Here is a 14,915-nt window from a genome sequence, read left to right as displayed (position 1 = left end):
CGGATTAAGCCCCTTTATTTTCTGTGACCACCTTGTCAACAAGGTGGGACGGCAGTTCTTCATAATGAGAGAACTCCATGGTGAACATACCATGTCCGCCTGTCATACTACGCAAATCCGGAGCATATTTCAATACCTCAGACATAGGCACCTGCGATCTGATGTGCTGACCGTTTGTCTCCGGCTCAACGTTGACAATGCGTCCGCGTCTTGAGTTCAGATCACCTATCACAGCACCCGTCATATCATCGGGCACGAAAACGTCCAGATTCATAATAGGTTCAAGTAACACAGGTTTGGCATCCAATGCAACCTTTTTAAATGCCATCGAGCCAGCTATTGCAAATGCCATCTCAGAAGAATCCACCGTATGGTATGATCCGTCGTAGAGAACCGCCTTGAAATCTATCATCGGGAAACCGCCGAGAACGCCCTCTTCCGCCGCTTCTATGATACCTTTCTCAACCGCGGGGATGTACTGTCGCGGAACGGAACCGCCAACTATATTGTTAACAAATTCAAATCCGTTGCCGCTGTTTGGGTGCAGTTCGATAAATACGTCGCCGTACTGCCCGCGACCGCCGGACTGTTTCTTATATTTTCCCTGTCCCTTGGCAGGTTTGCGTATTGTCTCCATATAGGGCACCTTAGGAGATTTAAGCTCCACGCTTACTCCGAACTTGTCTTTCAGCTTTTCAACAACTACCTCGATGTGCATCTGTCCCATACCCTTAACAAGCAGGTCGCCAGTGCGCTCGTCCCTGTCCACACGCAGCCCAACGTCCTCTTCCATGAGCCTGTGAACGCCCATTGAAACCTTGTCCTCGTCGTCTTTCGACTTAGGTTTGATGGAATATGCCAGAACAGGTTCGGCAAGCTGATATTTCGGGAAAGCCAGTTTGCGTTTCGGGTCGCACAGAGTATCGAAAGTTTCCGTATATTTCAGCTTGTTCACCATGCCTATCTGGCCTGCGGTGAGCTTATCCACTTTAACGTGGTTTTTGCCCTGAAGAAGATAGAGTTGGGTTATTTTCTCTTTTTTTCCTGCATTGGTATTATAAACTTCACTGTCGTTAACTATCTCGCCGGAATATACGCGGAAGATAGTGAGCTTGCCGGCAAAAGGGTCTATGAACGTCTTGAAGACGTATGCAGAAAACTCCTTGCTTGCTGGGTCAACGAATATTTCTTCGCCTGTCTCTTCCATGGTGGCAATCCTGTGTTCGCGCTCAACGGGAGACGGCAGGTATTTTATGATAGCTTCCAGAAGCAGTTTGCTGCCGATATTTTTAACAGCGGAACCGCATATTACGGGAATAAATCTTTTGGCAATTGTACCTTCGCGCAACCCTCTGGTAATCTCTTCCTCGGAGAGGTCGCCTTCTTCCAGATATTTTTCTATGAGGTCGTCGTCGGTTTCACTCACCGCTTCAAGGAGCTTCACTCTGTACTTTTCAGCTTCCGGCAGCAGGTCTGCGGGAATTTCCTCAATCTGATAAGCCGCAGTTGGTTCCGCAGGATAGATGTATGCTTTCATTTTAACAAGGTCGATTATACCCTTGAAATCCGCTTCTTTTCCGATGGGCAGGAAAAGAGGCAGCGGGTCTATCTTGAATGATTTCTCGATATCACCAAGCGCGCGGAAGAAATCCGCACGATCTTTGTCCATTTTATTGACAAATATAAGTTTAGCGAGGTCAAACTCCTCTGCGAATTTCCATACTCTCTGGGTTTCAGCTTTAACGCCGGTGATAGCGGAAGCTATCACCACTGCGCCGCCAACAGCGGACAGACCTGCCCTTGTTTCGTGCAGGAAGTTTGCATATCCGGGTGTGTCCACGATGTTGATAAGGGTTTCCATCCACTCGATTGAGCAGACTTTTGCGTGCAGGGAAAGGTGTCTTTCGATCTCAACAGGGTCAAAGTCCATGACACTGGTACCGTTTTCCACACTTCCTATTCTGTTCGTTGCCTTGGCGTTGAAAAGAATGGCCTCAACCAGACTCGTCTTGCCCGCACCTCCGTGAGAAATAAAAGCGATGTTCCGTATTTTTCGAATGTCCATAGGTCACCCTCCTGAAATGTCGGATGCGATATATCAATTATATCATGGGACAAAGCGGAAACAACAGAACGGGCGGAGAAATGTCAGATTAATTTGATATTTGTCAGATTCCAAGGAGTTCAGCAGTTTTAGAGGATTCAAGACCGGAATACATATCGTCCGGCGAGGCGTTTTGTATGGCGTTCATAATGCTTCTCGCCGTTTGTTCCGCCTGAAACTCGGAGATAATATCTGCGGCAGACTTTTTAATATTTTCAAGCCGGATATCCGCCGTGTCGCTCTGGGCACTGTTCATGGCTAGTTTTGCCGCCACTTTTTTCATTGCGCTGTTAATCTGCCCCACCGGGTCGCCAGTTTCAAGGTTTATCACTTCAAGCCCAAGTTCCCGTGAATCAGCGTCACTTATCACTTTTGTTCCGAGAAACTGGGAAGATGCGGCAGTCTGATCAATGGCATAGAGCGCCTGTTCGGCTTTCGCAACAATCGCGTCCTGCTCCGGGAGTGAAAGATTGTTGTTAGTATACTGCAAAGCAAGGCTGCGCAGGTCGTGCAGCTTGCTGTTAACGTCCAGCAGAGCATAGTTTCTTGACTGCTGAAAACTGATATTCGCCTGAACGTCACGCGCCTGCAAATATGGAGAATCCAGCCTGTTTCTGATCTGTGCAGCTGTCTGCTGTGTTTCGGAAGAGGACGTTTCGGTTTCTTCCGTGCGCACGTCGGACACAGCGGTATTCTGTATGTTCTGCTTTCTGCCTGCGGATATTGATGTTACGTTTGAAGGTGTTATTTTTTCTATCATGTCAGTTTGTCGCGTTTATTATAAATGTTCTGGTGTAGTGAGTGCTACTAGCTGCCATTGTTCTGTCCTGCACCTCTATAGTTATTTTATACACTTGCTGAGAAAAATTCGAGCTGTTTCCTGCAATTCGCACAAAAGAACCCTGACTGAATGTTGAAGCGGTGGTAAGCAACTCGTTTGCATCACTGTCAGAAAAGTAAAATTTCAGCCCATCCGTCCTGAGTTCGGCGTTATCATCAACATCTGTTATTTTGAACCCGTATTGGGCTACGTTGCCTGTTCCTGCATACGGAATACCGCCGTCAACATAAAGACGCACGGAGTAGGCAGTTCCTTTTTTCGCATAGGGAAGAGTCTGAGTCATAAATTTGATGCTCTCCCCGTCGCAGCCGACCTTTGAACGCAATTCATCAAGGGATATCCAGTCAACAATGTCGTCGTATTTCATTTTTGTGGTGGAAACATCGCTATCATTAGTCCCTACAAGGTCTGTCCCCTGCGGGTATACGTTTATCACGTTACCGCTGACGGCTGTCTGTCTGATTTTATTCTCTCCGTTGCTGACGATTACGAAAGCAACATTGCTTATTGTTGAAGTAGGGGAAGTACAGGCTTTGTTTTCACACAATTTGACGGAAGTATTGGTGGAGCTTAAACCGCAAATTATGCTTATATTGGCAAAAGCAGCATTAGTCAGACCCCATGTGGACTTCAAAAGATTAGGGTCGGAATAATAAAAAAAGTTCTGATTGTTGCTGTCGGCGGGATAAGAAACAGCGTCGCTGAAATCATTATCAGTTAATGCGTCATTATCATCAGGCAATTCTTTATTTGTCTGCGCATAGCTAACCAGTGCGTTTTTATCCGATACCATCATCTGCCTTGTTTTTTCCGCGCCGCCTCGGTTGACGAAAAGCGTAAGGATAGATGATGCGGACGCAAGAACAAGTCCGAATATCACAAGCACAATAGCCATCTCTATAAGTGAAAAACCTTTATCGTTTATCTTCATAACAATATAATAATATAATTTTCTCTTAAAAAAAAGCCTGACTTGGTATATAATTCAATACATATAAGGTATTTGGAACACACATGAACAAAAAAGGATTTACACTGCTTGAACTTGCCATCGTGCTTATCATTGTCGGCGTGCTCTCCGCCGGAGCAATGAAAATCCTTTTCGGCGCTTTCAACAATAACAAACAAACAGCCACAAGAAACAATATAGCTCTGATAGTTAAGGATATTGCGGCGTATACCGTAAAAGGGAGGCGATTGCCTGCAACACTTGACAGAGCAACTTCTCAAACAAGCGATACGTTCGGAAGAGCTCTTGTATACGAAGCAGCCGAAAACCTTGAAGACACAGATATTTGCTCCGTGCAAACCACAGATATGAGCATAAACGGTGCGGTCACGGAAAACAACATAGCGTTCCTTGTTATCAGCACCGGAGAGGACGGACAGCAGCAATACACCGAGTCGGACAACACATACACATTCAATAACGGCAACGACGATGTTGTGGGCTGGATGAATCTGGGCACGTTACAGGCTATGGCAGGCTGCGACGGTTCGCTGAGTATAGAGCAGAATAAACTGCCCGACGCGATAGTGTCAAACACCTACAGTTTCAAACTCACCCCCAAAGGAGGCACAAGCCCTTACAAATGGTGTGTTGAGTCAGACAACTCTGAAACCGTCAAAGACCAGATGTATTTCGGAACAGGCACAGGCGATACATCACACGAAATAAAGAATATTGGAGACTGCACATCCGCAAACGGAGTCACTAACAACACAATTACTCTTCATTCTGCCGCCGACCCGCTCGAAATAGCTGAATCAGACAGCGGTTCCGCACTGATAAAAGTTCGGCTTGAAGACGCAAACGGAATAACAATTACAAAAAATTATAACCTGCAAATACTCAGGGAATTCGAGGTTGCCATGGCAGCGCCCGAAAGTGGCGGCAACGGCAGCAACAATTATGTCGACGTAGTTTCAACAGGCGGCAACAGCTTCGTTGCAAACGACACAACAAGCGGCGGTGTTGCAGACTCCAACACGGCAATTGTTAATTCAGACCAGATAAAACTGGTTCAGAACTCCAACACGCGTGTGATAAGCGTTCTGTACAATTGCAGTGCTAACCCGACATCAGCTTCGGCTTGTCCCAAGTTCGGCAATAAGGGACTTATCTCTACTTATTTCACCGTGGAATATTACAGAAACCCGTCCGCATGGCAGCAGGCCCTAGGGTTCACATTCACAATAATAAAAAGTTACGTTGCAGGCACATCCTATACTTCGACAGTTAAAATGACCGGTTCCGGCGATGCAGGGCTGGGGTACGGAGGAAGCGGCGGTGACCATAAAGGGATTAAAGCGGGCAACAGCTTCGCCATCGAGTTCGATCTCCAGAATGACGGTAAAAACGACATCAACAATAACCACATGGCTATTGTTTCATACGCTAACATAAATAATTATGACGGAACGTGGGACAACAAAGGCAATTTCAATAACAACGACACGTTCACCGCTTACGGAGATAACGTTCACGACACACTGTCGGGAACCAGAATCTATGCTACGACCTACAATGACAGATGCGGCTCTAATGGCATAAATTCAGGAGTGAAGGGTTTCGGATGTTATTATAACAATTCAGACGCTCCTATCGTAAACAGCTACGACAAAGGAGAAAAGATGGGCGTCAGACTTGAAGCCATAGGAGGATGCAACAGCAGCGGCACAGCATGCACAGGACTTTCGGGAAGCAGCAACTACACCTGTGTTTATGTGTGGAAATACAATATGACGGAACTGAACAGTAACAGTATACTGAAAGCGGCTATGACAGACCAAACAGCCCACTACGTTTATGACAAACTGATAAACGGTACAGCATACCCCACGGGAGACCCTCTGCTGAAGGATTGTTTCCCAGACAATACGACCTACGCAGGTACTCTGGACTATTTCAGATACGGATTCACAACCAGCAATTACTACAGCAGCAGCAGTCAATTATACTATGATTTCACCGACTTTTTTCTCAGTTCAGGTCAGTATACTCCATAGGTTCTGAATGCTCTGTATATTTATCGCTGACTTCGTCTCTGTTTATTTCGCGGACGGGCATTGGAACAACCTTACGCGCCTTAATAAGAAACGCGCTGTGGTTGTATGTCCACATCTCAGGGCGAACAGAACGTCCGTCTATTTTCCAAGGGCGCTTGGTTATCTCAAATGTCTCAATCTCTTCGAAATATCCGCTGGCTTTCAGATGTTCCACAAGGTTGACAGCCTGCAATATCGTCGGCAGATAGCACACGATAAGTCCGCCGTTAACAAGCCCTTTGTCGCAATGTTTAACAACGTGCCAGGGTTCAGGCAGGTCAAGGACTATCCGGTCGAACTCGCCGTCTATGCCGTCGTAAACGCTTCTTATCTCTATTGAATGGTTCGGAGCCTCACCGTAATATTCGCCTATGAATTTTGCCGCGTCCATGGCGAAATCCTCACGCAGTTCATAGCTTGTGAGCTGTCCTTTGCCGCCGAGGGCATGGAGCAATGCGATTGACATAGCACCCTGACCGATACCGGATTCCAGAACACGCTGGTCACCGTGGATGTCGCCTGACATAATGATTGCGGCGCTGTCTTTGGGATAAATTATCTGCGCGCGGCGTTTGATGTTCATAACATAATCGCTGTATGTCGGGTAAAATACGCGGTATGCAACTCCCTTCTGGGTATATGCAACTCCGCCGTCACCAGCAGCGATGATGTCTTCGTGGTCGATATAGCCGAACTGGGTGCTGAAACGCACGCCCTCTTTCATCCTCAGCAGGTGGCGCTTGCCTCTCACTTCGTCAATAACAAATGCAAGTGAGCCAAATCCTATCTTAGCCATTAAGTTTCTCCGTTAATCTGCAAAAGGAACACACATCAAGGTATGACTCCGCTCCGCATTTTATACATTTTTTTAAATTATCTTTATCTTCTTCATTGGTAACATAGGGGAATTTGTCAGCTGCCGCCCTGAAAAACTCGCCGTAAAAAAAGTGTTTCGTTCCGGGGGAGCTTGCCTCCAGTTCGTTCAGCACCTCTTTATATTTAAGCGAAGACGCACCGCGGCTTTTGGGACATTCATCAGGTATATAGTCTATTCCATTCAGAAAAGCGTATGCCGCCACCTCTCTTTCAGGGAGGCGTATCAGCGGTTTGACTTTACGTTTTATGGTCTCGCCCTCTTCCGGCAAAACAGGGCTCATCTTCGCAAGGTGTTTGGTGTCCCAACGCAGAACGTTTCCAAACAGGCGCGCTGCCTCGTCGTCGAGGTTATGTCCTGTGGCTGCGACGGTAAAACCTCCGTCCAGAGCAACCTTGTTAAAATAGTGTCTCTTCACCTGCCCGCAAACGGAGCAAGCGTTGCGCCTTGTCCTCGCCGCAAGAAGAGGTATTGGGCAGCCCTCTTCGTCGAGATCAATGATTATTGCTTCAAGTCCGTGTTTTTCAGCAAAAGCGACAACTTTTGCCTTGGATTTCAGCGAATATTCACCGATGCCGAGGCTGACGTACATTCCTGCGGTCTTATAGCCCATAAGGTTGAGGATATGCCAGAGGACAAGACTGTCCTTCCCGCCGGAAACGCAGACCATGATGCGGTCAGACGTTTTCAGCATGGCATATTCCTTTATAGCCGCCTCCACCTGTCTGTGGAAATACTCAGTGAAATGCTCTTTACAGAACCCCGCATTGTGCCTGGAAAGGCTTATGACAGCGTTCTCCTCGCACTTGATGCACTTCATCAGCCGCCGCTCACCACTGAAATAAGTTTTATCTCCGTACCGTTCTTAACGCACACATCCGGAGTGACAAGACAGCCGTCTATAACAACCAGCACGGCGTGTTCGTTCTGACCGATATCTCTCAGTATATCTTTAATTCTGTTCTTTTCCGACTGACGGACAGTACCGTCCGGAAATTCAACTGTGACCATTATTCCTCTGGAAATGCTCTTTGGGAAAGCAAAGGTAGATGATAGGATAGTTTTTGTCAACATAATACGGCATCAGCAGTAGGAAAGCCTTTTCATCTGTTCCTTAAAGCGTGCCGTATCCACTTCAATGATAACCCTGCCCGGTTCAGTCTGCTGAACGTCCACCGTCTTTTCAAGGTTATCGCGCCCGGAGCCTTCAGGATCCACCTCCACGATATTAACTTCAGCGGGAAAAACAAGTTTATTAAATACCCTCAGCGTTTTGAAATTATATACCGCATCGGTTATTTTCCATGTTTCCAGCCCTGAACGCTCGAAAAGCTCTTTGAGATTCAGCACAACATCGCAAATCTTGCTGTTCCAGTCTATAAGAGGTTCGATATGATGCCCGACAACAAGCATAACGCGTGATTGAAAATGACCTGAGGTTAAGATATTAAGGTCATTAAGCCTTTCAGCATAATTTTTTATGACACGGTATGTCAGCTCATGTGTACTGAACAATCCGCGGATAAACATTTGATTAGGACATTCAAGGGCTATCAGTGTCTGGCTTTTAGCCTTAACAGTGGCGGAACGCTGGTTATTTTCCAGAAAAGCGCCCATCTCACCGACGATATCTCCTCCGCTGAGCACAGCAAGCCTGTTCTCGTTGCCGAACCTGTCAACGCGGACAACTTCAGCCTCTCCGCTCAAAAGAATATACACATGATTCGCGTATTCACCCTGACGGATGACACATTCACCTGCGGCAAATCTTTTCAGTTTACCGAAATTTTTAAACAGGTTTGTTATCTCCTGATTTACCTTCAGAGAGAATCCGGGCTTCTTCTTCTCCATAAATAATCCCTCGTTGAATGTGTATTATTTTAGCCTGTATATTGGAAATCTGAAAGTCAAAATTAAAAAAATTTATATCAGAACAAACTATTTCCATTTTTACGCCTTCTAAACTAAGTTTAGCCCCTCTTAAAAAAAACCTTTATATATAAGCAATTCAGCACAACCCGAATCAAACATATACTCACGTTTGCATATCAACCTTATTTTATTAGTCTTTTGATAGCTGTTTCCTAATTATAGAATTATTGACTTTTATTTTTATTCATTTTATAAGGTTATAAAGGAGGAAAAGTATGTGCAGAATAGGAGCAATTAAATCCAAAAACTACATACACCCCTCAAAAGCCCTTCATCTTATGAGATCTCAGCAGAAAGGGCATGACAATTCAGGCTTCGCCATGGTTATGCAGGACCTCGGAGGCAGATTTGCCAACTACAAAGAACTGCCCATCCTCTCTATGGCGTGCACTGACGAGGGTGTTAAAATCGCAGAGGATATTCTGCATGAGGCGGGATTCAGCCGTGTCATGCAGTGGAGTCCGGAGATTAATGAACAGGCGGGACTGAAGATTGAACCGATGCCTAATTATGTCTTTCAGGTTCTTCACTATCCCAAAAGCTATAAGTACGCACCGGCGCACGAGAAGGAAGAACTTCTCGTGGATATCCGCCTGCAGATAAGGGAGGCTCTGGAACAAACGAACGACGGATACGTCTATTCGTTCTGGCCGGACGTCCTTACTCTTAAAGAAATAGGCGATCCCACGGACATCGGAACCTATTTCAACCTCTGGCAGCCCGACGAGGACTTCACAGCGAAGATAATAACCGCTCAGTGCCGCCAGAACACAAACTATGACATCGTACGCTATGCCGCACACCCCTTCTTCCTTGAAGGCTATACAGCACTGGCAAACGGCGAAAACACCTTTTATGAGAAGAATAAAAACTTCCAGAAAAACCTTTACAAAGGCTATATCGGCTTCGAATCGGATTCACAGTGTTTTCTTTACACACTGCACTACATCCACAAGATTCTGAAATGGCCTCTGCAGTATTACAAACACACCATTACGCCCCTTGCATATGATGATGCTGAAAAACGTGAAGACCACGCTATACTGCAAAACATCCGTGCGGTTCTCGGAAACCTTGAGCTGAACGGTCCCAACACAATCATTGCGGTGCTGCCGGACGGAACAATGTTCAACACCTGCGATGCGAAAAAGCTGCGCCCCGTTGTTATAGGACATACGGCAGACACGGCGGTTATATCCTCCGAGGTGACAGGTCTGAACGAAATCCTTCCAGAACGCGACTGGACACAGGACATCTACACTAACGAAAGGGAGATGGTTGTTATCAACAACAATCTGGAGGTGGAAAGATGGCAACAATGAAAGTAAACCAGATTTCAAGAGACGATCTTGACTGGCAGATACAATATAACACCGACAGATGCACATTCTGCGGAAAATGCGTCGCAGCCTGCCCCTTCAGAGCTATCGAGGCGGGCGTTGAAAAACGCAGAAAGGTAATAAGCGACCATTTCACACCGGAACCCAAGGTTCAGTTCAAAACCGTGCCTGTTATCAAACAGTGCGTCGGCGAATACAACTTCTGCCGCGGCTGCGGTATCTGCGAAAGGGTCTGCCCAAACGAGGCTATCAAACCCGTTCGCAACGAAGATTCCAGATTCGGCGTTAAATACCGTGCAACACTTGCCGACCCCTATAAAAGAGGCGGACGTGCAAACCTCGCCACAGAGAAACGCACTCTGGATAAAATCAAGGTCGGACGTATCTCTCAGATGACCGACCCCTCTCTGGATGCTTCCAGACACACATTCGACATGCTCGCACCCTTCGGGCGCATACTGCCCGCAGACGAGATGCCTTTTGACGTAGTTGACGGTAAACTTGTTATGAACAGCGCCACCCCGAAAGTGAACTGGATATACCCCATCATCGTGGGCGATATGTCCATCGGTGCTCTTTCATGGCGTATGTGGGAAGCGATGGCGATTGCCGTTGCGTACCTCAACGAACAGGTAGGACTGCCAGTGCGCATGTGCTCCGGAGAAGGCGGCGTGCCCGTGCGTCTGCTGAAATCCAGATACCTTAAATATGTAATACTGCAGATAGCTTCCGGTCACTTCGGCTGGAACCGTATCATAAACGCTATGCCCCATATGCAGGAGCTTCCCGGCGGTATCCTTATCAAAATCGGTCAGGGTGCAAAACCAGGTGACGGCGGTCTGCTGCAAGCGAAAAAGGTGGCTTCACACATCTCTGAGATCAGAGGCGTTCCGAAAGCCGACCTGCTCAGCCCCCCCAACCATCAGGGGCTTTACTCAATCGAGGAGAGCGTTCAGAAAATGTTCCTGTCTCTGAACTCCGCGTTCAAGTTTCAGGTTCCCGTGGCGATTAAGGTTGCCGCAAGCGCCACCTCCGTATCTGTCTACAACAACCTGCTCCGTGACCCATACAACATCGTCGGCGGTTTCTTCGTTGACGGTCTTGCAGGCGGAACCGGTGCGGCAAACGAAATATCTCTCGACCACACAGGTCACCCCATAGTGTCCAAACTGCGCGACTGTTACAACGCCGCCGTGCATCAGGGCAAACAGGGTCAGATACCTCTTTGGGCGGCTGGCGGACTTGGTGCCAACTGGAACCTCGCCGCTGACGCGTTCAAAATGATGGCGCTGGGTGCTAACGGCGTGTTCACAGGCAAACTTATGCTCCAGATAGCCGGATGCGTCGGAAACGACCACGGCAAGTGCAATGCCTGCAACACAGGTCTCTGCCCCGTCGGTATCTGTACGCAGAACCCCACTCTGGTCAAACGTCTCGACATCGATAAGACGGCTGAGCAGATAGTCAACTATTTCATAGCCACCGACAACGAGCTTAAAAAGATGCTCGCCCCCATAGGCAACAGCTCGCTGCCCGTAGGACGCTCCGACTGCCTCATCTCGGTTGACAGAGCCGTGGCTGACAGACTTAACATCCAGTATTCGTGTTAAGGAGGGGAGAAGATGAGCAAAGAAACAGTTAAAATTCAAGGAATAATAGACGGTAAAAGGGTTTCCACCCAGAACCTTCTTAAAAACGTATACGCAAAGCTGGAAGACGGCTACACCGAATTTGAAGTGGACGCTTCCGGTCAGCACAACATCGGCGGTCCTCTCTGGACATCAGACGGTAAACCACTGAAATTCACAGTTAAAAACCCCGGTCAGCGCGTCGGCTCCATGGGTATGCCCGGAACAGAGATAATCATCAACGGTTCCGCACCCGCAGACGTGGGCTGGCTGAACGCGGGCGCAACCATCATCCTTAACGGTGACGGCGGCGACACAACCGCACACTGCGCGGCATCAGGAAAAATTTATGTCGCAGGCAGAACCGGAACACGTTCCGGCGCTCTTATGAAACACGACCCAAAATTCCCCTCTCCGGAGTTCTGGGTACTTAAAACCGTCGGCTCATTCAGTTTCGAGTTCATGGGCGGCGGCGTTGCCGTTGTCTGCGGTCTCGGCGCAGAAGATTCCGCATCCGTTCTCGGCGACAGAAGCTGCGTCGGTATGGTTGGCGGTACCGTCTATTTCAGAGGAAACGTAAAAGGACTCTCCAACGACGTATGGCTCATGGATCTGGACGAAAGCGATAAGGATTTCCTGCTCGCAGGTATCCCTGAGTTCCTCGAAAAGATAGACAGAAAAGACGCTCTCTCCATCATCTCCGACATGAGCGGATGGAAAAAGATAATCGCCAAGACCTTTGAAGAGAAAAAGGTCAAGTCACTCATGTCCATTAGAGATTTCCGTCTCGGTCAGTGGGTTGAGGGCGGCATTTTCGGCGACCTTCTGCAGGAAGACTACTATGTGGCAAACTATGTTGAAACAGGCGATCTGAGACTGAAATATCCCGAATGGCAGAACGCCAGATATTCAGCTCCCTGTGAATACAACTGCCCCGTATTCATACCTACGCAAAAGCGCATCGCTCTGCTGCGTCAGGGGAAAGTGAAAGAAGCTCTGGAACTGGTGCTGGAATACAGCCCCTTCCCCGCTTCCGTCTGCGGACAGGTATGCCCCAACCTTTGTCAGGACATATGTTCACGCAAAAAAGTGGATATCCCCGTTAAGATAAAACAGCTCGGACAGCTCAGTAAAGAGGCGGATATCGTTTTCGATGCCCCCGAAAGAGCTGAGAAAGTCGCCATAATCGGTTCCGGTTCCGCAGGTCTTTCCGCCGCATGGCACCTGCGCAAACTAGGATATCAGGTGGACGTATACGAGCAGGACAGCGTTGTCGGCGGTAAGCTGAAACAGGTTATCCCCAACGAACGTCTTGCACAGGAGATACTTGCCGCGGAGCTTAAACGCATCCTCGACAAAGGCGTAAACGTTAAAACAAACTCAAAGGTCGATAAAGACCTCTTCGATAAACTGTGCAAAGACTACAGCGCGGTAATAGTCGCTGTCGGAGCACATATTCCCGTTGTTATCCCGTTTGAAGGACACGAAAAACTCGTTAAGGGACTGGACTTCCTGAAAGAGATAAACAAGGGACAGAAACCCGCTGTGGGTGAAAAGGTGGTCGTCATAGGTGCAGGCAACGCGGCTATGGACGTTGTTATCGGCGCTTACGAAATGGGCGCGAAAGAGGTTACAGCCATCGATATCCAGAAACCCGCCGCTTTTGAAGCGGAAATGGAACACGCAAGACACCTCGGCGCAAAGATACTCTGGCCTGTTTTCACCCAGAAAGTTACTGACGATGGTGTCGTTACAAAGGACGGCAAGCTCATCCCTGCCGACACCGTTATAATCGCTGTGGGCGACAGACCGGATTTCTCATTCATAGACAAGTCATGGCTGAACGAGAAAGGGCTTGTTAAGATGAACGAATACTTCCAGTGCGAAGCGGACGAAAAAGTGTTCATCACCGGAGACGCCATCAAACAGGGACTGTTCACACACGCTCTCGGCGACGGACGAAAAGCCGCCATCAACGTGGACAAACTGCTCAACGGACGCAAACTGGATAAATTCGAAAAAGCTCCCGTCATTCCTCAGGACAAGGTGAAGGACGCATACTATCACCCCATGAATCCCCAGAGGGTAGAAGAGCTTGAAACGGAAGACGAAACAGGAAGATGTATGAGCTGCGGTTTCTGCCGCGACTGCTCATTCTGCCTTGAGGTCTGTCCCGAACAGGCAATAACCCGTAAAGAGGTTGACGGTAAATTTGAATACTTATCCAATCCCGCAAAATGTATCGGCTGCGGAATATGCGCAGGGGTATGTCCTTGCGGTGTATGGACAATGTACGAAATGACCGAAAAGTATATAGAAAGCTAAGTTTTTAATGAGATCGCCGCGTCGCTTGCGCTCCTCGCGATGACATATAAGTGTCTCTGCGAGGGCACAGCCCGCGGCAGTCTCATTGAGTTTAAACGTTCAGATTCATCTCCAGTTTCATAACTATCTCATCGTCCAGCGTATTCGTGGTTTTATCCGACAGTTTTTTCAGCACTTCAATGATAACCATCGAAAGCATCCTCTCTGTCATGAAAGCATAAAACACTCTGCTGAGTGCGGCAACAACCGCCTTTGTTAATACTCCCGTCATCTATTTCACCTCCTGCCAAGTACCCTCTTCCATCTGTTTCACATTGGTACGGCTTCTGCGCCCCGACTGCGCATACCATTTGCTGTTCGCCATCTCCCTTGCCGCTCCGGCATAATCGCCTGCGGAAAGCCTCTCCTGCATCTTTTTAAATTTTTTGAAACCGCCGATGCCGAGCTGATATATCATATCCACAACCACAGCACGTCGTACATCGTTAAGAGCACTGTAAAACGGCAGTGCTTCCGCGTCTTTCAGGCATTTTTCAACATCCCGTTTCAGCAGCTTTTCAGCAAACTCCGCCGTAAAACCGTTTTTAAGTATCTCTGTGATATCGGCTGCAGAGAACCCGCGGTCTTCGTAGTTATAGCCATAGCCGACAGTCCATTTTTTTGCCGGACACTGGTAAGGTTTTACACTGAATCCTTCATATTCTTTAATACGTTCTATGATTTTTTCCATCTTTCACCTCTATGAAGACAGTGGCGGTGCGCGAGGCATCCGCCTGTCTATAACTATATTAACATAGCGTTGTCTTCATAGCGGGAATTATAG

13 protein-coding genes are annotated in these 14,915 nt (G+C 47.8%); 4 read left to right on the top strand and 9 right to left on the bottom strand.

What is annotated here, in order from left to right; genetic code table 11:
• Positions 1-4: 4 nt before the first annotated feature.
• The 3 genes from fusA to Q7P67_RS02670 form a co-directional block, all read right to left on the bottom strand.
• On the bottom strand, positions 5-2,065 hold the full coding sequence (gene fusA, locus Q7P67_RS02680; RefSeq protein WP_303850342.1) for an elongation factor G: 2,061 nt from the start codon (positions 2,063-2,065) through the stop codon (positions 5-7).
• 103 nt (positions 2,066-2,168) lie between these two features.
• Entirely contained in the window at positions 2,169-2,864 is a 696-nt protein-coding gene (locus tag Q7P67_RS02675; RefSeq protein ID WP_303850341.1) for a hypothetical protein, read from the bottom strand.
• A gap of 1 nt (position 2,865) precedes the next feature.
• Positions 2,866-3,876, bottom strand: coding sequence for a type II secretion system protein (locus Q7P67_RS02670; protein WP_303850340.1), 1,011 nt, complete (start codon positions 3,874-3,876; stop codon positions 2,866-2,868).
• Positions 3,877-3,959: 83 nt separating this feature from the next.
• Here Q7P67_RS02670 and Q7P67_RS02665 point away from each other — a divergent pair, with 83 nt between their 5' ends.
• Positions 3,960-5,954: a prepilin-type N-terminal cleavage/methylation domain-containing protein gene (locus Q7P67_RS02665; RefSeq protein ID WP_303850339.1), complete on the top strand. Its 1,995-nt coding sequence runs from the start codon at positions 3,960-3,962 to the stop codon at positions 5,952-5,954.
• On the opposite strand, the gene Q7P67_RS02660 is transcribed toward Q7P67_RS02665, so the two are convergent.
• From Q7P67_RS02660 to Q7P67_RS02645, 4 genes are all read right to left on the bottom strand, one after another.
• Entirely contained in the window at positions 5,929-6,789 is an 861-nt protein-coding gene (locus tag Q7P67_RS02660; RefSeq protein WP_303850338.1) for a tRNA (adenine-N1)-methyltransferase, read from the bottom strand. The genes Q7P67_RS02665 and Q7P67_RS02660 overlap by 26 nt on opposite strands.
• Positions 6,782-7,687, bottom strand: a complete 906-nt coding sequence (locus tag Q7P67_RS02655; RefSeq protein WP_303850337.1) for an ATP-binding protein — start codon at positions 7,685-7,687, stop codon at positions 6,782-6,784. The genes Q7P67_RS02660 and Q7P67_RS02655 overlap by 8 nt, the downstream gene beginning before the upstream one ends.
• Positions 7,687-7,878, bottom strand: coding sequence for a MoaD/ThiS family protein (locus tag Q7P67_RS02650; protein WP_303850336.1), 192 nt, complete (start codon positions 7,876-7,878; stop codon positions 7,687-7,689). The genes Q7P67_RS02655 and Q7P67_RS02650 overlap by 1 nt, the downstream gene beginning before the upstream one ends.
• A gap of 72 nt (positions 7,879-7,950) precedes the next feature.
• On the bottom strand, positions 7,951-8,718 hold the full coding sequence (locus tag Q7P67_RS02645; protein WP_303850335.1) for a cyclic nucleotide-binding domain-containing protein: 768 nt from the start codon (positions 8,716-8,718) through the stop codon (positions 7,951-7,953).
• A gap of 296 nt (positions 8,719-9,014) precedes the next feature.
• Between Q7P67_RS02645 and Q7P67_RS02640 the strand changes: the two genes are divergently transcribed.
• Genes Q7P67_RS02640 through Q7P67_RS02630 form a run of 3 tightly spaced genes read left to right on the top strand, consistent with a single transcriptional unit; the run spans position 9,015 to position 14,092 of the window.
• The gene (locus Q7P67_RS02640; protein ID WP_303850334.1) at positions 9,015-10,121 is read left to right on the top strand and encodes a glutamate synthase; all 1,107 of its coding nucleotides are present in this window, start codon (positions 9,015-9,017) and stop codon (positions 10,119-10,121) included.
• On the top strand, positions 10,109-11,749 hold the full coding sequence (locus tag Q7P67_RS02635; RefSeq protein WP_303850333.1) for a glutamate synthase-related protein: 1,641 nt from the start codon (positions 10,109-10,111) through the stop codon (positions 11,747-11,749). The genes Q7P67_RS02640 and Q7P67_RS02635 overlap by 13 nt, the downstream gene beginning before the upstream one ends.
• 12 nt (positions 11,750-11,761) lie before the next feature.
• A complete protein-coding gene (locus Q7P67_RS02630) occupies positions 11,762-14,092 on the top strand; it encodes an FAD-dependent oxidoreductase (protein WP_303850332.1) in 2,331 nt (776 codons plus the stop codon).
• 91 nt (positions 14,093-14,183) lie between these two features.
• On the opposite strand, the gene Q7P67_RS02625 is transcribed toward Q7P67_RS02630, so the two are convergent.
• Together Q7P67_RS02625 and Q7P67_RS02620 are read right to left on the bottom strand one after the other, a co-directional pair.
• Positions 14,184-14,363, bottom strand: coding sequence for a hypothetical protein (locus Q7P67_RS02625; RefSeq protein ID WP_303850331.1), 180 nt, complete (start codon positions 14,361-14,363; stop codon positions 14,184-14,186).
• The gene (locus Q7P67_RS02620) at positions 14,364-14,822 is read right to left on the bottom strand and encodes a glycoside hydrolase family protein (protein WP_303850330.1); all 459 of its coding nucleotides are present in this window, start codon (positions 14,820-14,822) and stop codon (positions 14,364-14,366) included.
• Between the last annotated feature and the right edge of the window lie 93 nt (positions 14,823-14,915).

The sequence above is a fragment of the Seleniivibrio woodruffii genome, assembly GCF_029267515.1.
GTDB lineage: Bacteria > Chrysiogenota > Deferribacteres > Deferribacterales > Geovibrionaceae > Seleniivibrio > Seleniivibrio woodruffii_A.
This window is presented reverse-complemented; position numbering and strand designations above follow the sequence as displayed.